The organism is Humibacter sp. RRB41 (assembly GCF_022761015.1).
In the GTDB taxonomy this organism is placed as follows: Bacteria; Actinomycetota; Actinomycetes; order Actinomycetales; family Microbacteriaceae; genus Humibacter.
In genome coordinates this window covers 115,794-131,675 of sequence record NZ_JAKWJQ010000005.1, presented here as the reverse complement: position 1 = coordinate 131,675, position 15,882 = coordinate 115,794, and the positions used below count along the sequence as shown (strand labels likewise).

Here is a 15,882-nt window from a genome sequence, read left to right as displayed (position 1 = left end):
TTCTCGAGTCAAGCGAGAGCGGAAAACGCTTTCTGGCCAAGGGTAACATCAGGTATCGACGTCCCAGACCGTGAGCATGCCGCACATGCCGTAGCGCTCGTCGGGCCCGGCCACGGCGCTTCGAATACCGGAGTCCGCCATGTCGCCCGCAAGTCCCGCGGCCAGCTGCACGAGTTGCCGTGCTGTCGCCTCCGCCTGGGCGGCGGGCCCGGACGCGACGATCCCGCACCACGACTCCACGCGATCGGCGACCAACGCGGACGCCGACATGTAGAGCTCGGAAAGGGCGGCGTCGAGATCCGTCGCGGCGCGCTCGCAGAGTTCGGCGAATCCGCTCAGAGCCAGATCACGTCGCCGGAGGGCTGCCTCGGCGAGCTCGTATGGTGTGCCGGCAGCCGGGAGCGCCGCATGCCTCGTGTACTCGTCGGGATCGACCAGGATGCCGGCGGGGAATGTCAGCACTGCATCTCCAGCCTCGGGGAGCCCGGCGTTCGACATCACCGTGAGAATCTCCAGAGCACCGTCGTCGTTGACGAGTCGATGAACCGTACCTGGAGTGAACCATGCCAACGTTCCCGGCACGAGTTCGGTGATCGCGAGCCCTTGCGTACTCAACGTCTGAACGCTGCCGTGTCCGGCGAGCACGACATACCCCTCGGTGGATGCCGTGTGCAGGTGGGGCGATCCGCCCATCACCCCCTCCGAGTCAGGCCAGTCGTAGACGCGGAGCCGCGACACGGCCACGCCGCCGGGGAGGCCGCGTCCCAGCGCGATGTCGCTCATCTCGAATCCGCTCCGGCGCTCCACGGGGTTCCGTTCCCCGCCATGCTGCGATAGAACGGCGAAGCTGGACCGATCTCGCCCGCAGCGACCGGGACGCGTGTGAACGCCGAGGCATAGATGCCCGCGATGAGCTCCAGCGTGTTCCTCGCATTTTCAAGGGGAACCGGCAGAGGGTCGTCGTGCTCCAACGCCTCCACGATCGCGGCGAACTGAGCGGCGTGGCTGCTCGCTTCGCCAGCCGGCCCCAGCGCCCAGGCCGCGGCCACTCGGTCCTCGTGACCAGGCGCCGGTGTGACGCGCCATGAGTCATCCGAATACCCGTAGAGATGCTCGAGCTCGACCGTCGCGAACTCGAAATCGAAGCGAAGATAGCTCGTCTCGCGGGGAGACAACAGGCTGTTGATCACGCTGACCACGGCACCGTTGTCAAGCGTGACAATGGCGTGCGAGATGTCCTCAGTGGCTACCGGCCTGGCCGCGCGTGCCGCCACTGCTGTCACCTGCGACCACGGCCCGAGAATGGACAGCATGGTGTCCATCTGATGGATGCCGTGCCCCATGGTCGGCCCACCACCCTCGGTGTCCCATCTTCCACGCCATGGGACGTCGAAGTACTCGTCCGGCCGATACCACAGTGTGTTGCAGATAGCGGTCAGGGGCCGACCGAGCGATCCGTCCGCGACCCGATCGCGCAGCCACATCGCGCGGGAGCCGAACCTGTGCTGAGACACCGTCGCGAAGCGGGCCCCGCCCGCCTCCTCTGCCTCGGCGATCTCGTCCAGCTCGGCCAGTGACAACGCTGGCGGCTTCTCGCTCAGAACGTGGATGCCACGGCGCAGCGCCACGATGGCCTGCTCCTTGTGCAATCCGGGCGGCGAGCACAGGTGGACGATGTCGAGGTCGATCTGGTCGAGCAACCCCTCGAGATCGGTCGCTCCGACGGCGACGTCCCACGCGCGAGTGAAGGCGTCGACCCGCTCCGCGTCGATGTCGCACGCACCGACAATGCGCACCCTTCCGTCGAGGGTCGCGAGATTCCGAGCGTGTGCGCCCGCGATCCCTCCCGTCCCCACGATTCCCACCCGCAAGGGGCTCTCGGGCGTGAAGACCCTTCGCTTCGCGGTGTCCTCGCGCTCCACGACCCTGATTCGACTGTCTGCTGTCATGTCATCGCACCTCCTCGGCGACGGCGTCGGCGCGCTCGGCGGCGACGAACGCTGATGTGGCGAGCGCGGACATCCGGCTCGCATCGGATGCCCCGTCCGCGATCAGAGCCGTGTAGCGAAGCTCGATGCTCTCCCCCGGCTGCACGACGCGGACGCGGTCGAAGAACGGCGCAGGATTGAGGCAGGCGAACGGGTCGGATCGCGCGAACCACTTCGTGTCGAGATCCTGGTCGGTGGTGCGGTCGACGATCAGCACGGTCGATGCACCGTCTTCGCCGTCATGTCGACCGCTGAAGCCGGCCCAGGCTCCGCGCGTGCCGCGGACATCCTCACCGCTCGTCCCGTTGGAACCGATCACGTCTCCGCCGGTGAACGAGCGCGGCCCTCGCCAGAACAAGCCGCCGTATCCGGCGTTCTCGCGCCCCTCGGTCGTCGGGGATCCCATCGCGATCGGCTCCCCCGACACGTTGGTCAGGCGGGTGGACCAGCCGAGCGCCCAGGCATCCCCCTCTGGCAGGAGCGACGTCGTCAGCGCGCGGCTCTCCACGAAGGCGGATACGCCGACGGAGTCCGGGTCGAGCGGCTGACGGCGCCAGACCAGTTCGTGACGGATGATCGCCATGCCGTCACGCTGCACGATCTCGCTCATACGGTCGTGGTCCTGAGATCCGTTGTTCGGCAGATCGATGTATCCGTCGACGCTGCGCCGATAGCTCGGACCGCCCCAGAAGTTGTCGGCACCGACGACCGGCAGAGCAAGACAGATGCCTTTGTGCCAGACGTGGTCCCACGGCCTGAACACGGTGACGAGCCGACCGCCGAGCGTGCGGAGCGGATGCACGTAGGGTTTCGGCGACTCGTACGGCGCCTCGTCGGGTCGATAGACGTAACGCATCAGCTCGACGTCGGAGGCTGCAACGCTCACCGCTCTGTCGGAATCGTGCCGCACGTCGAGCGGTCCTCGCGAATGCTCGTCGGTCACAGAGCCGGTCCCTTCACTGGTTCACGTCTCTGGTGCGCGGTCCGCGCTCCGCAACGAGGAGTGTCATGCAGCACGATCTCGCAGCTGAAGTGCTGCGAAGCGGTCATCTCGCCGCGGAACCAGAGCAGCGCGATTCTGTCGGGATCGCCAGGGGCGACGATCGGTCGCAGGTTGTCGACGGTCGAGTTCTGGGTGATCGCGTCCCACACCCAGTGCTCGCCACCGTCCGTCGTCTCTCCGCGATAGATCTCATGATGTTCGGTCGGCCGCCCGGTTCGAGGGTCGAGCGGAGTCGAGACGAACACCACGTCGAGGTCGTATGGATCGATCACTCCGAGGCCGGTGTAGTCCTGCTCGTGCGGCAGGAGCCCGGCGCCGGCAACGGCCAGCGGATGTCTGACCCAGGATCCGTCCGCCTCCTTACGCGCGTAGACGAACCGATGGTCGAGCACCGGACGCAGTCGCGCGAACTCCTCGTCGGGGCCGGACGGATCGTCATCGCCCCGAGCCGTGACGATCGCGGCGATCGTGCCGGTGGCATCCGTGCGGATGTCGGATGTCCAGGCGTGCGTGAGCCGCACGCCACCGATCCACTCGCCGGCCCCGAGCACCGTCGTCAACGCCACCTGAGAGGGCGCGGCTCCTTCGGGATCGAACGGGTGCTCGTCGACGACGGAGCCATCGGAGCGACGAAGGGCACCGTGCTCGAAATAGCCGTGATAGATCGAGTTGTCGTAGTCGCGAGGATGATGATCGGTCGTGACGAGGTCGATGCGACCGTCGCCGGCGGCGTAGCGCGTGTACCCGTTGACGTACCCGAGCTTCGGGCGGGTGAAGATCTTGCCTGCGTAGTTCCAGGTGTCGCCGTCGTCATCCGAGACGAGTGCACAGGGGTCGTCGTTCACCGCCCTGCTGAAGCAGTAAAGGCGTCCGTCGAACTCATGGAGGTTCACGTAGGTGACGCCGCGTCCGGCCGTCAGCTGCGCCCAATTGAAGGTGCGCTCCTCACCCCAGTCGGTTGGATCGTTCGGCGCGCTGATGCGCCAGCGCATCAGATCGTCCGTCTTGTGCTTCGTGTAGGCGGCGAGCCACCGGCCGTCCTCGCGTCGCCACAGGCCGGGCACATCGTGGTCGTCGACCTCGAACGCTTCGTGCAGAACCACCACCTGCGCCTCCCGCGTAGCGAGGTCGACGACGGTGAGCTCCACATTGCCCGCGCGGTCCTCACCGCCACTGCCCTCCGCCGCCGCGACGGATCCGACCACCAGTGTCTGCGTCTGCGGGTCGACGAGCGCACGCTCATCCTGGAACCAGCACCAGGCGCCGTTCTCGTTGATGACGTATTCAGTCATGGGTTCCTTTCACGTGCTGAACGAATCGCGGCGTGACCGTGCCCGGCCGAGGACGGCCCTCGGCCGGGCCAGTGGAGCCGCTGGGACCGCTAGTTGCTGGCGAGGAGGCTCTCAACCTCGGTCTTGAACGCTGCTGCGGCGGCAGCGGGAGTCGCGCGCCTGAAGATCACGTCCTCCGTGTGTCGCTGCGACACCGAAGCCACGGTGCTGGTGCCTTTCGGCGGCACGGGAGGAACCCACTTGATCTCGCTCTTGATGTTCTCGAGATAGTCGACGGCGTTCTGGTCGTATTTCGACAGCAGCGGCTTGATCGCGGCGACGACGGCTGCACCAACGGGAACCCCGCGCTCCGAGAGCTGGATCTTGTTCGCCGAGATGTCGTTGAGAAAGTAGTTGATCAATGCGCCGGCCTGTGCCGGGTACTTCGTCTGCGAACCGATCGACCAGTACATCGACGGTTTGAAGTACAGACCGTTCTTGGTAGCGGACCCGGCAGAGCTCGGTGGACGAAGCAAGACGCAGTCGCCCTTGTTGGCTGCCTGGTACGACGTGATCTGCGTGTTCCACAGCCAGGCGAGGGCCGCCTTGTTCGTGCCGAACAACGTCTGCTGCGTCGATGCGACGATGTCGTTCGTGTACTGGTCGGGAGTGAGGGAGCCTCCCGATGCGAAAAGCTTCTGCACCATCGTGAGCCAGCTCGTCACACCACCGGTGGTGAAGCCGATCTTCCCCTTGTCGGTGTACAGCTGCTCGCCACGTTGATGCAGCCAGATCTGCAGGTCCTGGTCGCCGCCGTACCAGTTGGTGCCGGTGAAGGCACCGTTGCTCCCGGAGGCGAGCTTCTTGCAGATGCTGAGATAGTCATCCCACGTCCACGTCTTGTCATCCGGTACGTCGACGCCCGCCTTCTCGAAGAGGGTCTTGTTCGCACAGATGCTGTACGCCGTCTCGCCGATCGGGATGCCGTAGAGCTTGCCGCCGAGTGTTCCGTCGGCGAGCGACGACTTCACCGGGGTGGTGTCGATGCTTGCCACGGTGGACATGTCGAGGAGTGCGCCGCGGCCTCCGTACTCCGCGATGTACGCCTGGTCCATTTGGATGACGTCGGGCTCGGTCTGACCCGCGACCTGCGTCGACAGCTTGGTCCAGTACGTAGCCCACTGGCCCGGCTGCTGATTCACCGTGATCGGCCGATGTGCCTTGGTGTATGCCTGCACCATCTTGTTCGTGTTCGCCGAGCGCACCGGGTTCGTCCACCAGGAGAAATTGAGCGTGGCCTTCTTGAATGCATCGCCCGCTGCTGCGGTGGATGTCGAGCCCGCCGATGGCGTGGCCGACGTTCCGCATCCAGCGAGCAGGAATGTGGTCCCGATTCCGGTCAGCGCGAGGGCGCCGAACTGACGCCGGGAGAGCTGCTGTGACATGTGGCCTCCTTGCCAGGTTGTGCTTGCCAGGTGATCGAGCGGTAACCGCTTTCCCGATCGCAGACACGTTAGCATGAAAAAGTGATCGTTCACTATCGGAGTGCAAATAGTGCTGCCGACTGGCGATAGGGTTCCTACGACGCGAGTGCGGCCACGTAGAACGGCTCTGCAGCCCTCGGGCAATCGAGCGATCGGCGCCTGCTTCTGCAGGGAGGCCACAGGCGGAGGGACAGGAATGCAGAGCGACGACGCAGACTCCGGCACACCTCGACGCAAACGCGTGACCATCATGCAGGTAGCCGAACTCGCCGGGGTGTCCCATCAGACGGTCTCGCGCTACCTGCGATTCAACGGTGGTCTGAAACCCGCCACGGTTGACAAGGTCGAGAAGGCGATCCGCAACCTGGATTATCGGCCGGATCTCATCGCCAGGTCGATGCGCACCCGGCGAACGAATCGCATCGCGATCGTTCTTCCCGAGCTGACCTACTTCGTGCCGACACCGTTCCGCGGCGCTGCATCCGCTGCCCACGAGGCTGGATATCAGATCGACGTGGTCAGCCTTGAAGGCGATGAAGCTCGCCGCCGACAACGAGTCCTCACTCTGATGGACAGCGAGCGAGTGGAGGGCATCCTGTCGTTCACCCCGCTCGGCGATATGCTCTCGCCGCTCCCGGCGTCATCCGTGCCCATGCAGGTGATGGGCCAATACGACGAGAAGATGCGCTCGACCGGTGCCTTCGCGGACGGAGCGTTCGCAGCGGAAGTCGTGCAGCATCTGGCCGATCTGGGACATCGTCGATTTCTGCACGTCGCAGGCAATCAGGATTGGACGTCGGCCCGCAATCGGCGCACCGTCTATCGCGAGACCGTCGACAGACTCGGATTGGAGTCTTACGGCGTGGTCGGGGGCGACTGGTCCGTCGAGTCCGGCTACCAGGCAGGGCGCGATCTCCCGGCGAACTCGGGGGTGACGGCCATCGTCGCCGCCAACGACTTCGTCGCGTTCGGGGTCATCCGCGGCCTTCAGGATCGCGGCATCCGCGTTCCCGACGATGTCAGCGTCGTCGGCTGGGACAACGAGGAGATCGGACGATTCCTCTCCCCGACCCTCACGACCGTGGAGCTGAACCTGGAGCTGATCGGACGGCAGGCGATGCTCGAGCTGATCGCAATGGTCGAGGATCGGGAACCTCCGAGCTTCGAGCACCAGGTCATGGGCAGGCTCATCGCGCGCGGGTCGAGCGGACCTGCCCCACGGTGAGCCACGGCGAAGCTCCTGCGTCATCGCGCTCGCGTTCTTGCCGCAACCGTTGACAGAAATAGTGAACGATCACTAATGTCAGCGTCGGCCGCCTGTCGATGTGCAACTCGCTGTGTGGCCCGAGTACGACGACGTATCCAATCTGGGTCTCGTCGCTGCGCGCAGCCATGCGCCTGCGACAGCGCCCGAAGCGCAAGGGGTTCCTCATGAAGCACCTCATCGGCACGGCGATTCGCGCGACGGCCACCGCGTGTGCGGTCGCACTCGTTGGAACGGCTCTGGCGTTCACTGCGCCGCCGCCCGCTCGTGCCGCCGCAGCGGGAACGACGTACTACGTCGACTCGCAGCTCGGTAGCGACAGCAATCAGGGGACGAGCTCGTCTGCGCCGTGGAAGTCGCTGGCGAAGGTGGACGCGACCACGTTCCAGGCCGGCGACCGCATCCTGCTGGCGGACGGGTCAGAGTGGTCGGGCACCACCCTGTGGCCCAAGGGCTCCGGCGATGCCACGGCGAACATCACGATCGGCGACTATGGCTCTGGCGCGCAGCCGCGCGTCGATGGTGCCGGTCAGGTCGCAAACGCCGTGGAGCTCTTCAATCAGCAGTACTGGACGATCGAGAACATCGAGGTCACCAACGACAACCCGTCCGCGGGCGCGGACGGGACCAACCTCGGCGACTTCCGCGGCATCTTCGTCGGCGGCGACGACGAGCAGACGCTCTCCGGCTTCACGATCGACGGCGTCTACGTTCATGACGTCACCGGCGAGGTCGACTGGATGGGTGGCAGCACCTCGGGCAACAAGCCGGGGATAACGTTCGACACCGGCTGGGACGGCATGAAGAACACCGGCGGCATCGTCTTCGAGACGACAGTGCCGGATGAGGCGGCACCGGGTCAACCGACCATCTTGAACGACATGACCATCGAGAACTCGAAGATCGAGAACACCTCGTTCGGCGGCATCGTGACCAAGCAGTACGCCGGCACGAATGCAGGGGCGGTCGCCACCGGGTGGGGCACCCGCGCGTCGGCCGATGACCCGGACTACGCGCCGTTCACCGATCTCACCGTCGAGAACAACTACATCACCCAGAACGGCACGGAGTACGGCGCCAACGGCATGCTCCTCAACAGCGTGCGCGGCGCCGTCGTGCGCGACAACCTGGTGGATCGCACCGGCACGTCGGGCATCGAGTACGACTATTCCGACAACGTCGTCACGGAGCACAACGAGGTCATGGGCACCACTGTCAAGGCCGGCGGCGGCGATTCGAACGCCATCGACCCTGACATGGGAACGACGAACATGACCGTGCAGTACAACTACCTGCACAACAACGACGTCGGATTCCTCGACTATCAGATCCACTTCGGAAGCAGCGTCTGGCGGTACAACGTCGTCGCGAACAACTCCAAGTACGCGATGCAGCTCGGTTCGGCCGCCAGTGCGACCGCTCAGATCTACGGCAACACGTTCTACAACACCGCGACCTCGATGGCGTGGCTGATGACGGCGAGCAATTACGCGTTCACGGACAACGCGTTCTATTCGACACAGGCCGCCGTCGCCATGCCGACCGCATCGAGCATCGCCTACCAGAACAACTACTACGGGGGACCAGCCGCGACCGTTCCCGCAGCGGACTCGTCACCGGTCACCGGAGACGCGCGATTCACGGACCCTGACGTGACCGGCCCGTACGGCACAGCGACATCCGGACCGGCGTTGGCGACTGCCGACGCCTATGCTCCGCTGGGCGGATCCGCCCTCATCGACACCGGGACCGACGTCACCGATAACGGCGGCACAGACTACGCAGGAGACCAGCTCTACAACGGTGCAGCCGATATCGGGGCGTTCGAGTACTCGACCGCGCCCGGCGCGACAACAGAAGCGATCGACGGAACGATCACCTCCGCCTCCGGCAGCCCGCTGAGCGGTGTCGCCGTGTCTGTGTCGGCTGCGGGAACCACGTTCGCGACGACGACGGACGACAACGGATATTACGTGGTGCCGAATGTGCCCTTCACCTCGGGCGCGACGGTGACAGCATCCAAGACGGGGTATAAAGCGGTGTCTTCGACCGTGAACGTCGCGAATGGCGACAGCACGCGCTTCGACATCTCCCTCACCTCAACGGCGACCACCGGCGCTCTCGAGGGAGCGGTGGACGACGATCACGCGAAGCCGTTGGATGGTGCGCGCGTGACGCTCAGCAAGGGCGCCGTCACGGTGGCGACCACCACCACGGACAGCGACGGCGACTACAACTTCCCTGCCCTCGGCCCGGGAGGAGGCTACACGCTGACGGCCTCGCTCAGCGGCTACCGGAACGCCAGCGTCTCACCCGGCCCGATCGAGATCGCCGAGACCACGACCTCGCCGACGCTCCTGATGGCGACCACATCGGGAACCGTGCTTCTGACGAGCGACTTCACGTCGATTCCCGATGGTCCGTTGACCACCGGCACGGACGGCTGGACCACCTCGACCTCCGGAGGCGGGGTGGACGTCATCACCGACGCTCCGGGCGCCAATCGTTCGCTTCAGGTCACACGCACGACGAACAGCGGAAGCACGAACGCCGACCTGGACTTCGCCACGCCGCTGAAGGGGCTGGTGACCGTTGAAGCCGACGTGCAGCGCACCGACGATCCTGCGGCGAACAAGGCGGACTACTTCAGCGCGCCCTACATCTACGGCACGAGTTCGACGCCCAGCGTCGCCGTCGCCACGACGAAGGGATCCATCGAGGCGTACGAGGGCACGTCGCTGGCAACCGTCGGTGCATACACGACGGGACACTGGTATCACCTTGCGCTCGTTATCGACACCGTGAACCAGACGTACGACCTCTACGTCGACGGAGCCGAGCTCGTCGCCGACGCCGCGTTCCGCACGTCGATGACGGGGATCAGCCGCATCTCGTATTACGCCAACAGCAGCAACTATGGAACCGAACTGGTCGACAACGTTCGCGTGGGCTATGGCGTGAACGTGCAGCAGAGTTCCCGGCCCGCTCAGGCATCGCTCTCGACGACTCAGGGCTGGGAGACGGGCCTGGCCGACGGCTATTACACCGTGCAGCTCAACAACTGGTGGGGCAGCAACGCCACGAAGTACTCGCTCTACCGCGACGACACCCTTATCTACAGCGAGCCACTGCTCGCGAACGGCGACCAGCCGCAGTCCGCGTCCGTCGCGATCGAGGGGCAGCCGAACGGTCGCTACGTGTACACGGGGGTGCTCAGTAACAGCGCCGGGCAGACGGGGACGACGTCGGTCACGGTGGACGTCACCGATGCAAACCCTGGCCCGCCCGTTGTCAGCGATGACGGCTACGCCGGAACGTCGACGACGACCGTGACTACGAACATGTGGTGGGGAACGAACGCAACCGGATACCAGCTTTATGTCGACGGGGTCCTCGCCGATCAGCAGATGCTCACGGCGGGCACGCCGGGCGCTCAGAAAGTCACGACGACGTTGACCGGCCTCACTCCAGGTCACCACCAGATCGTCGCCGTACTCACGGACTCGTTCGGTTCGACGTCGAGCCGGCCGCTCACCCTGAAAGTCTCAGGGTAGAGGGAAGGTCGGCGGGGAGCCGAGAAGTCTGGATCGGTTCTCCGCCGAACAAAACCTCAAGCCACGACCGGCGGCACATCCCCATCGTCTGCGCCGATCCAGAAAGCGATTTCTGAATGTGCCCCCGAACCCTTGACACGGTCGAAACGGTCACCATAATGTGGGGCACACGAGCACGGGAAAGCGTTTCCCCGTCGTGAACACAGCATGGCAAGGAGGCCACATGTCACAGCAGCTCTCGCGGCGCCAATTCGGTGCGCTCGCGTTGACCGGTATCGGCACCACATTCCTGCTCGCCGGGTGCGGAACCTCCGCCACACCGAGCGCAGGCGGGGCGTCATCGACCGCCGCAGCAGGCGACGCCTTCAAGAAGGCGACGCTGAACTTCGAGTGGTGGACCAACCCGGTGAGATCCGCCTACACGGACAAGATCATCCAGGCCTACACCCAGGCCCATTCGAAGGTCACCGTCGATCAGGCTCCTGGTCAGTGGGCGACGTACTGGACGAAGCTCTCGACCCAGGTGGCCGGGCAGACCGAGCCAGACGTCATCCAGATGGACCAGGCGTATATCGCCGAATACGGCGGACGCGGTGCACTGCTGGACATGTCGAAGGTGGCGAGCATCGACCTCACGCCGCTCAAGTCGTCGTTGGCCGCCGGAACGCTGGACGGCAAGCTGTACGGCATCCCGACCGGCAACAACGCCTATGGCATCGCGGCGAACAAGACGCTGTTCGACAAGGCGGGCGTCGACGTTCCCGACGACAAGACGTGGACCTGGGACGACTATCTCGACATCTGCCAGAAGCTCAAGAAAGGATCGGGCGGAGCATTCACAGGGTCGAGCTGGCAGAGCAGCGATCAGGACCTGCAGCTCTGGCTGCACCAGCACGGACAACAGCTCTACACCGACAAGGGCAAGCTCGGATTCACAACGGGCAACCTGGCGAGCTGGTTCACCATGGTCAAGAAATTCTTCGACGCCGGCGACGGGCCGACTCCCGACCAGTTCACCACCGATGTGTCCGCCGCCCTGGAGCAGACCCTGTTCGGCACCAACAAGCTCGCGCTCGGATGGATGTGGAGCAACCAGGTCACGGCGTATCAGCAGAACAACGGCGGAGACCTCGTGCTGCTGCGTCCGCCGAGCATCGCCGGCGCGGCGACCAAGAACGGTGTGTATTACAAGCCGTCGATGTACTGGTCGATCGGCTCGCAGACGAAGTACCCCGCTCAGGCAGGCGGGATCATCAACTACTTCCTCAACGACACGTCGTCCGCCAAGCTGCAGTTGGCCGAGCGCGGCGTCCCGGTGAACCCGAAGGTGCTCGCCGTGGTCAAGCCCATGCTCTCGGCGACCGACCAGCAGGGTGTCAAGTACCTCGAAGACATCAAGAGCGAGATCAAGTGGGTGCCGCCGGTGCCGCCGAAGGGCACCAGCACCGTCGCCACCGTCCTTCAGCGCCATACGCAAGACGTGATCTTCGGCCGGGCGAAGCCTGCCGACGCGGCGACGGCGTTCAAGACCGAGGTGCAGGGGTTGATCGACTCGGCGGCATGATCCGACCCACCGCATCACCGATCGCCGGCTACGAAGGCTGGCCCGAGCACGCGCTCGCGGCCGACGCCTTCGTCGCCGGCGATCCGGCGTCTCAGCAACTCGCCGACGTGCTCGGCTTGCGACGACGATTCCCTACGCCGGATGTCGAGCGCGTCGCCTCGTCCGTCTCGGCCGACGGCATCCGCACGACGGAGTTGCGCTGGCAGTTGCCCTACGGCCCACCCACGCGGGCGTGGGAGTTGCGTCCCAACGCATCCGGCGACAGCCTGCCGGGGGTTCTCGCGCTGCACCCGCACGGCGGACGCCGATCGGTGGGGGCCGAGGCACTCGTCACGGATGGCTCGGGCGAGAGCATCCCTCTTGCACTTGCCTTGGCCCGCAGTGGATTCGTCGTGCTCGCGCATGACACGTTCTCGTGGGCGAGTCGTCGCTTCGACCTCTCCGATCCGCCCCTGAAACTCGCACACACGCTGGCCGCCCAGCGCACGTGGTGGGCGGCTCAGCGCCACGTTCCGACCGACGACGAGGTCTTCGACACGATCTCGAGTGCACACGAAGACGTGCTCGCGAAGATCGCAGGTTCGCTCGGCCAGACCTTCGCAGGCATGGTGCTCGCGGATGACCTCGTCGCTCTCGACCTGCTCGCCGGCCTTCCCGACGTGGACTCCAGCCGCATCGCCGCCATCGGCTTCTCGGGAGGAGGTGGCAGGGCCCACATGCTCGGCGCGCTCGATGATCGCGTCGGCGCCGTCGTGATCGCATGCATGATGGCGACGTTCGCCTCCCTCATGCCGCGGTACATGGAGACCCACTCGTGGCTCCTGCACAGCCCGGGACTGGCGCGGTTCAGGGAGTGGCCGGAGCTGGCGACCGTTGGTTCCCCGCGTCGGCTGCTCGCGTTGTACGGCGAAACCGACGAGCTCTTTCCCCTCGACGGCATGCGCGATGCCCACCACCTGCTCGAACGGGTCGACGGATACGACGGCCGGTTCTTCCCCTCAGGCCACGAGTTCAGCGACGAGATGGTGCAGACGGCGGCGGCTTTTCTGCGCACCTGGGCATCCGACTCCGCCCGATGACCGCCCATACACACGAGGATCACATGCCTTCGACGCCCATCGACGAGGCGACAGCGCTCGCCGCGCTCTTCGACACATTCGTGACGCCGCCTCCCGAGAGCCGGCCGATGATGCGCTGGTGGTGGTTCGGACCCGACGTCGAGCGCGACGAGCTCGTTCGCGAGCTGACGGCGATGCGGGATGCCGGCATCGGCGGCGTCGAGGTGGCGTTCACGTATCCGTTGTCGAAGGTGGAGGATCCGTTCCTCTCCCCCGCCTTCCTCGACGACCTCAGATTCGCCGCGGAGACCGCAGGCGATCTCGGACTGCGGTTCGACCTGACGCTGGGCAGCGGGTGGTCGTACGGCGGACCTCACATCACCGACGCGACGGCTGCGCGGGCACTGCGGTGGGATGTGCGCGACATCGGCCCCCTCTCCGCAGCGGTCCGCCTCGCACCGACTCATCCCGGTGACGAATTCGTCGCCGCTTACCTGGGCGACGGCTCGCTGCAGGAGCCTCCGCTCGACTTCGAGCCGTTGGCAAGGACCAACGGCGTCAACGGCGAGCCCCTCCTCGAGATCGCGCCGGCCACCGGGCCACGCGTGCTCGTCGTCGTCTGGTCGAGCGTGACGGGGCAGCAGGTGAAGCGCGCGGCATCCGGCGCAGAGGGACCGGTGCTCGACCACTACTCCGCCAGCGCGACCCGCGATCACCTGCGAGCCGTGGCCGACCCGCTGCTGCGTGCAGTGCCCGCCGAGTTGCTGGGGTCGGTGTTCTGCGACAGCCTCGAGGCGTACGGCGCGAACTGGACCACGGACCTGCCGGCGGAGTTCGAGCGCAGGCACGGGCATCCGCTGCTCCGCGACCTCTGGCGGCTGCGGTTCGACTCCGATGCGTCGAACGCGTTCCGCGCCGAATACTACGAGACCCTCGGCGAGCTGTACGAGGAGAACTTCCTCGACGTGGTGCGCGCGTGGTCGGCCGACCACGGCGTGCCGTTCCGGGTTCAGAGCTACGGCGCGCCGCCCGCCCGCCTGCGCAGCTATCGTCACGCCGACCTCACCGAGGGCGAGGGATGGGGGTGGCGCGGCATTCCGCAGACGAAGTGGGCGTCATCCGCCGCGCACCACGGCGGCAGGGCGGTCGTGTCGTCCGAGACCTGGACGTGGGTGCACTCGCCGTCATTCCGCGCGACGCCGCTCGACCTGAAAGGCGAGGCGCACGAGCACTTCCTGCTCGGCATCAACAAGCTGATCGGGCACGGCTGGCCGTACACTCCGCCGGATGCCGCCGAACTCGGCTGGTTCTTCTACGCGTCCGGCGCATTGGATGATCGCAACTCGTGGTGGGCGGCCATGCCATCGCTCACCCGCTACCTCGCGCGGCTGAGCCATCTGCTGCAGCAGGGCGAACCGGTGCGCGAGGTTCTGCTCTACCTCCCGGCGCAGGATGTCTACGCGAAGCTCGGTCCGGAGCAAGGCGGCACGCTCGATCTGTGGCGACAGCTCCGTGACCGCATCGGCCCCGACATCCCCGCTGCGATCAGGGATGCGGGCTTCGACTTCGATCTTGTCGACGACGACACGCTCGATGAGCTCGTCGTAGGAGAGTCGACGATCGTCGTGCTGCCGTTCGTGTCGAGCCTCCCAGAGCGAATGGCGCGCGTACTCCGGGCAGTGCACGACGCAGGCGGAACCGTGCTCTCCGTGGTCGACAACACGGCTCAACACTCGACCCGGATCCCCGGCGATCGCGTCACGGCACCGCGCCTGCGCGACGAGTTGCTGACGCGACGCGACGCCGACCTCACACTCGAACCGGATGCCCCGGCCATCGGATTCGTGCATCGCGCGCTCACGGGCGGCGACGTGTATGTCGTGGTCAACACCGGTAGCGCGACGGAATCGTTCGTCGCGCACCCGCGAAGTCTGCGCCGAGTGCCCACCGATCGGTGGCAGCTGTGGAGCCCGGACTACGCGACGGTGATCGCCGAGGGCGACTCGGAATCTCTCATCGAGATCCGGCTCGCGCCTTACCAGGCCGTCGTGCTCGTCACCGGCAACTCCCTCTCACCGGCCTCCGTCACGTCCGCGGCCTCCGAGCCCACCCGCGAGAGGGCGCTCGAAACAGGATGGACCGCTCGGTTCCTCGACGCGGGTGAATCCGGCGAGGCGTCCGTCGAGCTGCCGCACGTCTGGGAGCCGGAGCGCGCCGGTTATGCGGGTCGCGTCGAGTATCTCCTCACGCTCGACTCGAACGACGTGTGGCCGCAGGGGCTTCCGGAGCGTGTCGTGCTCGACTTCGGCCGAGGAGAGCCCGAACGACAAGGCGAAGACGGCGAGGCGGGCATCCGCGGATCCTCCTACCGCGCACTGCTCCGGCCACCGGTGGGCGAGATCGTGGGCGTCGAGGTGAACGGCGCGGAGTTCGGCGTTCTGTATGCGCCGCCGTACGAGGTCGACATCGCGTCGGCACTCGTCGTCGGGGCGAACACGCTGCGACTCGTCGTGGCGAACGTCACGGCATCCGCGTTCACCGACGACGGCGTCCGCCGTGCCGTCGACGAGATGGTCGCACTCTCGCGCGAGCTTTACGGTCAGCGGTTCCGCATGCAGGATCTCGACGCGGCGACCGACGGACTCCGGTCGGGACTGCTCGAGGTGCCGCGGCTGCGGTGGGTGTAAATCGGTCTG

At 66.0% G+C, this 15,882-nt stretch carries 10 protein-coding genes; 5 read left to right on the top strand and 5 right to left on the bottom strand.

The window, feature by feature from the left end:
• Positions 1 to 48 precede the first annotated feature (48 nt).
• The 5 genes from MJ603_RS14275 to MJ603_RS14255 form a co-directional block, all read right to left on the bottom strand.
• Positions 49 to 783 carry a cupin domain-containing protein gene (locus MJ603_RS14275; RefSeq protein ID WP_243064409.1) on the bottom strand — a complete coding sequence of 245 codons (735 nt, stop codon included), beginning with the start codon at positions 781 to 783 and terminating at the stop codon, positions 49 to 51.
• The gene (locus MJ603_RS14270) at positions 780 to 1,949 is read right to left on the bottom strand and encodes a Gfo/Idh/MocA family protein (RefSeq protein WP_243064408.1); all 1,170 of its coding nucleotides are present in this window, start codon (positions 1,947 to 1,949) and stop codon (positions 780 to 782) included. Before MJ603_RS14270 ends, MJ603_RS14275 begins: the two co-directional genes overlap by 4 nt.
• A 1-nt stretch (position 1,950) precedes the next feature.
• The gene (locus tag MJ603_RS14265; RefSeq protein WP_243064407.1) at positions 1,951 to 2,931 is read right to left on the bottom strand and encodes a PmoA family protein; all 981 of its coding nucleotides are present in this window, start codon (positions 2,929 to 2,931) and stop codon (positions 1,951 to 1,953) included.
• Entirely contained in the window at positions 2,928 to 4,283 is a 1,356-nt protein-coding gene (locus MJ603_RS14260) for a BNR-4 repeat-containing protein (RefSeq protein ID WP_243064406.1), read from the bottom strand. The genes MJ603_RS14265 and MJ603_RS14260 overlap by 4 nt, the downstream gene beginning before the upstream one ends.
• An 89-nt stretch (positions 4,284 to 4,372) precedes the next feature.
• Entirely contained in the window at positions 4,373 to 5,707 is a 1,335-nt protein-coding gene (locus MJ603_RS14255) for an ABC transporter substrate-binding protein (RefSeq protein ID WP_243064405.1), read from the bottom strand.
• A gap of 235 nt (positions 5,708 to 5,942) precedes the next feature.
• On the opposite strand from MJ603_RS14255, the gene MJ603_RS14250 reads away from it, so the two are divergent.
• The 5 genes from MJ603_RS14250 to MJ603_RS14230 all read left to right on the top strand — a co-directional run bounded on the left by MJ603_RS14250 (position 5,943) and on the right by MJ603_RS14230 (position 15,873).
• Entirely contained in the window at positions 5,943 to 6,971 is a 1,029-nt protein-coding gene (locus MJ603_RS14250) for a LacI family DNA-binding transcriptional regulator (RefSeq protein ID WP_243064404.1), read from the top strand.
• A gap of 206 nt (positions 6,972 to 7,177) precedes the next feature.
• The gene (locus MJ603_RS14245; RefSeq protein ID WP_243064403.1) at positions 7,178 to 10,564 is read left to right on the top strand and encodes a carboxypeptidase regulatory-like domain-containing protein; all 3,387 of its coding nucleotides are present in this window, start codon (positions 7,178 to 7,180) and stop codon (positions 10,562 to 10,564) included.
• A gap of 223 nt (positions 10,565 to 10,787) precedes the next feature.
• Complete coding sequence (locus tag MJ603_RS14240) at positions 10,788 to 12,128, top strand: ABC transporter substrate-binding protein (protein ID WP_243064402.1); 1,341 nt, start codon at positions 10,788 to 10,790, stop codon at positions 12,126 to 12,128.
• Positions 12,125 to 13,207 (top strand): dienelactone hydrolase family protein, encoded by a 1,083-nt coding sequence (locus tag MJ603_RS14235; protein ID WP_243064401.1) that lies wholly within the window; start codon positions 12,125 to 12,127, stop codon positions 13,205 to 13,207. The genes MJ603_RS14240 and MJ603_RS14235 overlap by 4 nt, the downstream gene beginning before the upstream one ends.
• 23 nt (positions 13,208 to 13,230) lie before the next feature.
• Positions 13,231 to 15,873, top strand: coding sequence for a glycosyl hydrolase (locus MJ603_RS14230; RefSeq protein ID WP_243064400.1), 2,643 nt, complete (start codon positions 13,231 to 13,233; stop codon positions 15,871 to 15,873).
• The last annotated feature ends 9 nt before the right edge of the window (positions 15,874 to 15,882 follow it).